Origin of the sequence: Luteitalea sp. (genome assembly GCF_022842525.1) — a bacterium.
In the GTDB taxonomy this organism is placed as follows: Bacteria; Acidobacteriota; Vicinamibacteria; order Vicinamibacterales; family Vicinamibacteraceae; genus Luteitalea.
In genome coordinates, this window is the sequence record NZ_JALHPM010000302.1 from 1 (window position 1) to 4879 (window position 4879).

The following is a 4879-nucleotide window of genomic DNA, read 5'->3' on the forward strand; positions in this document are numbered from 1 at the left end:
TCGCTGGACGATTCCGCCATCCACGTGGGCAGCGCCCGTCTTGCGCTCACGGACGGTCGCACGGCCACACGCCGCGCGGCGGAGGAGGGGACGCCGCACTTCGTGACGCTCGATCTCGCCCTCGACTTCGAGAAGACCCGCCGCGTCGCGGTGGCGCGTGCGGATCAGTGCGGCGACGCGGAGTACGAGGGCGTCGTCGGCGCTTTGCAGGCCGCAGGCTGCGTCGTGAGCCGCGTGGACGACATCGCCGGCATGGTGGTGATGCGCATCGTGGCCATGCTCGCGAACGAGGCCGCGGACGTCGTCACTCAGGGCATCGCGTCCGCGGCAGATACCGACACCGCCATGCGCCTTGGTACCAACTACCCGATCGGGCCGCTGGCCTGGGCGGACCGCCTCGGCGCGAAACTCGTGGCCGAGGTGCTGGATAACCTGCGCGCCCACTTCGGCGAGGAGCGCTATCGCGTCTCGCCGGCCCTGCAGCGCCGTCGCTGGAGCGGAGGAACCTTTCATGAGTGATGCCGGTACCCTGACCCCGCAGCAGATCGCCGACCATGTCGGTCGCGGCATGCTCGCGGACGACGCCGCCTCCCTCGGGCTCGGCATGACGATCGAAGCCATGGGGCCGGGCACCTCGCGCATGTCCATGCGAGTGCGCCCCGAAATGCTGAACGGCTTCAAGATCTGCCACGGCGGCTACATCACCACGCTGGCGGATTCCGCCTTTGCCTTCGCCTGCAACAGCTACAACGAGCTCACGGTGGCGGCCGGCATCACCGTGGACTTCCTCGCGCCGGCCCGCCTCGACGACGTGCTCGCCGCCGAGGCCAAGGAAATTTCACGGGCCGGACGCACCGGCCTCTACGACGTGCAGGTCCGCAACCAGGAGGGCGTGCTCGTGGCGGTGCTGCGCGGGCGCTCCTACCGGTTGAAGGATCGCCAGACCGTTCCCCTGTAAGCGACCGAGGCACCGCCGATGCCCCATCCCATCCCCGCCGCCGACCTGCTGGATCCCGCCGAGCGCGCCAGCCAGGACGAACTGCGCGCCCTGCAGCTCGAAAGGCTGCGTTGGAGCGTGCGCCACGCGTACGACAACGTGCCGCACTACCGACGCAAGTTCGACGCGCACGGCGTGCACCCCGATGATCTGAAGACCCACGAGGACCTCGCGCGCTTTCCGTTCACATCCAAGCAGGATCTGCGCGACAACTACCCGTTCGGCATGTTCGCCGTGCCGCGGGAGAAGGTGGTGCGCATCCACGCTTCCAGCGGTACCACGGGCAAGCCCACGGTCGTCGGCTACACCCAGCGCGACATCGACAACTGGGCCGATCTCGTCGCCCGCTCCATCCGCGCTTCGGGCGGTCGCGCCGGCGACATCGTGCATGTCGCCTACGGTTACGGCCTCTTCACGGGCGGGCTGGGGGCGCACTACGGCGCGGAGCGGCTGGGATGCACGGTCATCCCCATGTCCGGCGGGCAGACCGAGAAGCAGGTGCAGCTCATCCAGGACTTCCGGCCCGACATCATCATGGTGACGCCGTCGTACATGCTCACCATCGTCGACGAGATGGAGCGCCAGGGCCTCGATCCGGCGGCCTCGTCGCTGCGCATCGGCATCTTCGGGGCGGAGCCCTGGACCCAGGGCATGCGCGAAGCCATCGAGAGGCGCGCCGGGCTGGACGCCGTCGACATCTACGGCCTGTCGGAAGTGATGGGGCCGGGCGTGGCCAACGAATGCATCGAGACCAAAGACGGCCCCGTCATCTGGGAGGATCACTTCTACCCGGAGATCATCGACCCCTCGACGGGCGAGGTGCTGCCCGACGGCAGCCCGGGTGAACTGGTGTTCACGACGCTCACGAAGGAAGCGCTGCCGGTCATCCGCTACCGCACGCGGGATCTCACCCGCCTGCTGCCGCCCACCGCGCGCGCCATGCGCCGCATGGACAAGATCACCGGCCGGTCCGACGACATGATGATCGTGCGCGGGGTCAACGTGTTCCCGTCGCAGATCGAGGAGCTGATCCTCCGTGTGCCGCAGCTCGCGCCGCACTACCAGATCCTTCTCGACAAGGACGGCCACCTCGACACCGTGACGGTGCGGGTGGAGCTCGAGCCCCAGGCGGACCGCGCCGACGAGGTGCGTTCGCGCGCCGCGTCGGAACTTCAGCACCAGATCAAGTCCTACATCGGCGTCTCGACGACGGTGGAGGTCACGGCCCCGTTCGCCATCGAGCGCGTGGTCGTCGGCAAGGCGCGGCGCGTGATCGACCGCCGCCCGAAGAACTGAGTCCCATCAGGAGCACACGCCATGTACACCCAGGCGATGGACATTCCCCAGCCGAAAGGCGACGAGCCCGCGGCGGGCGCCGCCCCGTCGAATGCCGACTACCAGACGGAGTTCGACGATCGGCTGGACCGCGGCGAATTCATCGAGGCCAAGGACTGGATGCCCGAGGCCTACCGCAAGACGCTCGTGCGGCAGATCTCGCAGCACGCGCATTCCGAGATCGTGGGCATGCTCCCGGAGGGCAACTGGATCACGCGCGCGCCGTCCCTGCAGCGCAAGGCGATCCTGCTTGCCAAGGTGCAGGACGAGGGCGGCCACGGCCTGTACCTCTACGCCGCCGCCGAGACGCTCGGGGTGTCGCGCGACGATCTCATCGAGGCGCTGCATTCGGGCAAGGCCAAGTACTCGTCGATCTTCAACTATCCGACGCTCACCTGGGCCGACATCGGCGTGATCGGCTGGCTCGTGGACGGCGCGGCGATCATGAACCAGATCCCGCTGTGCCGCTGCTCCTACGGGCCCTATGCCCGCGCGATGATCCGCATCTGCAAGGAGGAGAGCTTCCATCAGCGCCAGGGTTACGACCTGCTGCTCGCGATGATGCGTGGCACGCAGGCCCAGCGCGATATGGTGCAGGACGCCGTGAACCGCTGGTGGTGGCCGTCGCTGATGATGTTCGGCCCCCACGACCGCGATTCTCAGCACAGCGGCCAGAGCATGCACTGGGGCATCAAGCGCATTTCCAACGATGATCTGCGCCAGAAGTTCGTGGACGCGACTGTGCCCCAGGCGCGGGTGCTCGGCGTGAGTCTCCCCGACCCGGCGCTCAAGTGGAACGAAGCCCGAGGACATCACGACTTCGGCACCATCGACTGGGACGAATTCTGGAACGTGGTGAACGGTCACGGGCCGTGCAACCGCGAACGGCTCGCCGAGCGGGTCAAGGCGTGGGAAGACGGCGAGTGGGTTCGCGAGGCCGCGCTCGTCCACGCGCGCAAGCGCGAAGCGCGGCAGGCCGCCTGAGGAGATGACGATGAGCAACAAGGAATGGCCCCTGTGGGAAGTGTTCGTGCGCAGCCGCAACGGCCTCGACCACAAGCATTGCGGCAGCGTGCACGCCCCGGACCCCAAGCTGGCGCTGCAGATGGCGCGTGACGTGTACACCCGGCGGCAGGAAGGCGTGAGCCTCTGGGTCGTCCGGTCGGACCACATCGTGGCCTCCGATCCGGATGCCAAGCCGGAGCTGTTCGATCCCGCCGCGGACAAGATCTACCGTCACCCGACCTTCTATCGTCTGCCCGACGAAGTCGACCACATGTAGGGGCGGGCCGCACCGATGATGACCCCCCATGTGGAATACGTTCTGCGGATTGCGGACAGCTCTCTGATCCTCGGGCAGCGCCTGTCGGAGCTTTGTGGCCACGGCCCGGTGCTCGAGGAGGACATCGCGATCACCAACATCGCGCTCGACTGCATCGGGCAGGCGCGGCTGCTGCTCACCCACGCCGGCAGGCTCGAAGGGGCAGGGCGCGACGAAGACCAGCTGGCCTTCCTGCGCAGCGAGGGGGAGTTCCGCAACGTCACGCTCACCGAGCTGCCCAACGGGGACTTCGGGCGCGTGGTCCTGCGCAACTTTCTCTTCAGCAGCTTCCTCGAGCAATTGTGGGCGGGGCTTGCCGCGTCTTCGGACACTGAACTTGCGGCCATCGCCGCTAAGAGCGCCAAGGAAACGCGCTACCACCGCGAGCACTCGGCGGACTGGGTCGTGCGCCTCGGCGACGGCACGGACGAGTCCCACCGGCGGATGGCGCAGGCGCTGAGCGCGTTGTGGCCCTACATGGCCGAATGCTTTGCTGTCGATGGCGTGGACGATGCCGTCGCCGCCTCCGGCATCGGCGTGGCCTGGTCCACGCTCGAAGCCGGCTGGCGCCAGGCCGTCGGCCCCGTGCTCGCAGAAGCCACGCTCGAACCGCCGGCCGACACCCCTTTCCGCTCTTGCGGCCGCTGTGGTGTCCACAGCGAGCACCTGGGTCATCTGCTGGCCGTGATGCAGCACCTGCAGCGCTCTCATCCGGGCGCCCGATGGTGAGTGCCATGATGACGGAGCAACAGGCGTGGCAGGCGCTCGCCGCGGTGATGGACCCGGAGGTGCCCGTCCTCTCGGTATGCGAACTGGGTATCGTGCGGGATGTCAGCGCCGACGCGACCGGGGTCGACGTCGTCGTGACCCCCACTTACTCCGGCTGTCCCGCGACGCGAGTCATCGAGTCCTCCATCCGTGAAGCGCTGCTCGACGCCGGCGCCGCGGAAGTCCGCGTCAGCACGAGGCTCGCCCCTGCGTGGACGACCGACTGGCTGTCGGAAGCGGCCCACGAGAAGCTCCGCGCACACGGAATTGCGCCACCAGTGGGCGATGCGCCGGTCGGCGTGCAGGTCATCCGCTTCCAGCCGCCGTGTCCGCGCTGCCGCTCCCGCCGCACGGAACGGCTGTCCGCCTTCGGTGCCACGGCCTGCAAGGCCCTGCATCGCTGCGTCGACTGCCGCGAGCCCTTCGAGTACTTCAAGCCGATCTGAGTCCCGCCCATG

Annotated in this window: 7 protein-coding genes; all 7 read left to right on the forward strand. The window is 68.2% G+C overall.

Going from position 1 to position 4879, the window contains the following annotated elements; genetic code table 11:
- On the forward strand, nucleotides 1–519 hold a 519-nt coding region (locus tag Q0C41_RS29730), incomplete at its 5' end, for a 3-hydroxyacyl-CoA dehydrogenase family protein (protein WP_291990352.1).
- Nucleotides 512–958 carry a hydroxyphenylacetyl-CoA thioesterase PaaI gene (gene paaI, locus Q0C41_RS29735; protein ID WP_291990354.1) on the forward strand — a complete coding sequence of 149 codons (447 nt, stop codon included), beginning with the start codon at nucleotides 512–514 and terminating at the stop codon, nucleotides 956–958. The genes Q0C41_RS29730 and paaI, both read left to right, overlap by 8 nt.
- An 18-nt stretch (nucleotides 959–976) precedes the next feature.
- Nucleotides 977–2293, forward strand: a complete 1317-nt coding sequence (paaK, locus tag Q0C41_RS29740; protein WP_291990356.1) for a phenylacetate--CoA ligase PaaK — start codon at nucleotides 977–979, stop codon at nucleotides 2291–2293.
- Nucleotides 2294–2314: 21 nt separating this feature from the next.
- Nucleotides 2315–3316 (forward strand): 1,2-phenylacetyl-CoA epoxidase subunit PaaA, encoded by a 1002-nt coding sequence (gene paaA / locus Q0C41_RS29745; RefSeq protein ID WP_291990358.1) that lies wholly within the window; start codon nucleotides 2315–2317, stop codon nucleotides 3314–3316.
- Between the two features lie 10 nt (nucleotides 3317–3326).
- Nucleotides 3327–3614, forward strand: a complete 288-nt coding sequence (gene paaB / locus Q0C41_RS29750; RefSeq protein WP_291990360.1) for a 1,2-phenylacetyl-CoA epoxidase subunit PaaB — start codon at nucleotides 3327–3329, stop codon at nucleotides 3612–3614.
- A 15-nt stretch (nucleotides 3615–3629) separates the two neighbouring features.
- Nucleotides 3630–4382 (forward strand): 1,2-phenylacetyl-CoA epoxidase subunit PaaC, encoded by a 753-nt coding sequence (gene paaC, locus Q0C41_RS29755; protein ID WP_291990362.1) that lies wholly within the window; start codon nucleotides 3630–3632, stop codon nucleotides 4380–4382.
- A gap of 5 nt (nucleotides 4383–4387) precedes the next feature.
- A complete protein-coding gene (paaD, locus tag Q0C41_RS29760; protein WP_291990364.1) occupies nucleotides 4388–4867 on the forward strand; it encodes a 1,2-phenylacetyl-CoA epoxidase subunit PaaD in 480 nt (159 codons plus the stop codon).
- The last annotated feature ends 12 nt before the right edge of the window (nucleotides 4868–4879 follow it).

Bases quoted from the DNA above. Each gene is read 5' to 3' on its own strand.
- paaC (WP_291990362.1), top strand. From the start codon at position 3,630: ATGATGACCCCCCATGTGGAATACGTTCTGCGGATTGCGGACAGCTCT.
- paaI (WP_291990354.1), top strand. From the start codon at position 512: ATGAGTGATGCCGGTACCCTGACCCCGCAGCAGATCGCCGACCATGTC.
- paaA (WP_291990358.1), top strand. From the start codon at position 2,315: ATGTACACCCAGGCGATGGACATTCCCCAGCCGAAAGGCGACGAGCCC.
- paaD (WP_291990364.1), top strand. From the start codon at position 4,388: ATGATGACGGAGCAACAGGCGTGGCAGGCGCTCGCCGCGGTGATGGAC.
- paaB (WP_291990360.1), top strand. From the start codon at position 3,327: ATGAGCAACAAGGAATGGCCCCTGTGGGAAGTGTTCGTGCGCAGCCGC.
- paaK (WP_291990356.1), top strand. From the start codon at position 977: ATGCCCCATCCCATCCCCGCCGCCGACCTGCTGGATCCCGCCGAGCGC.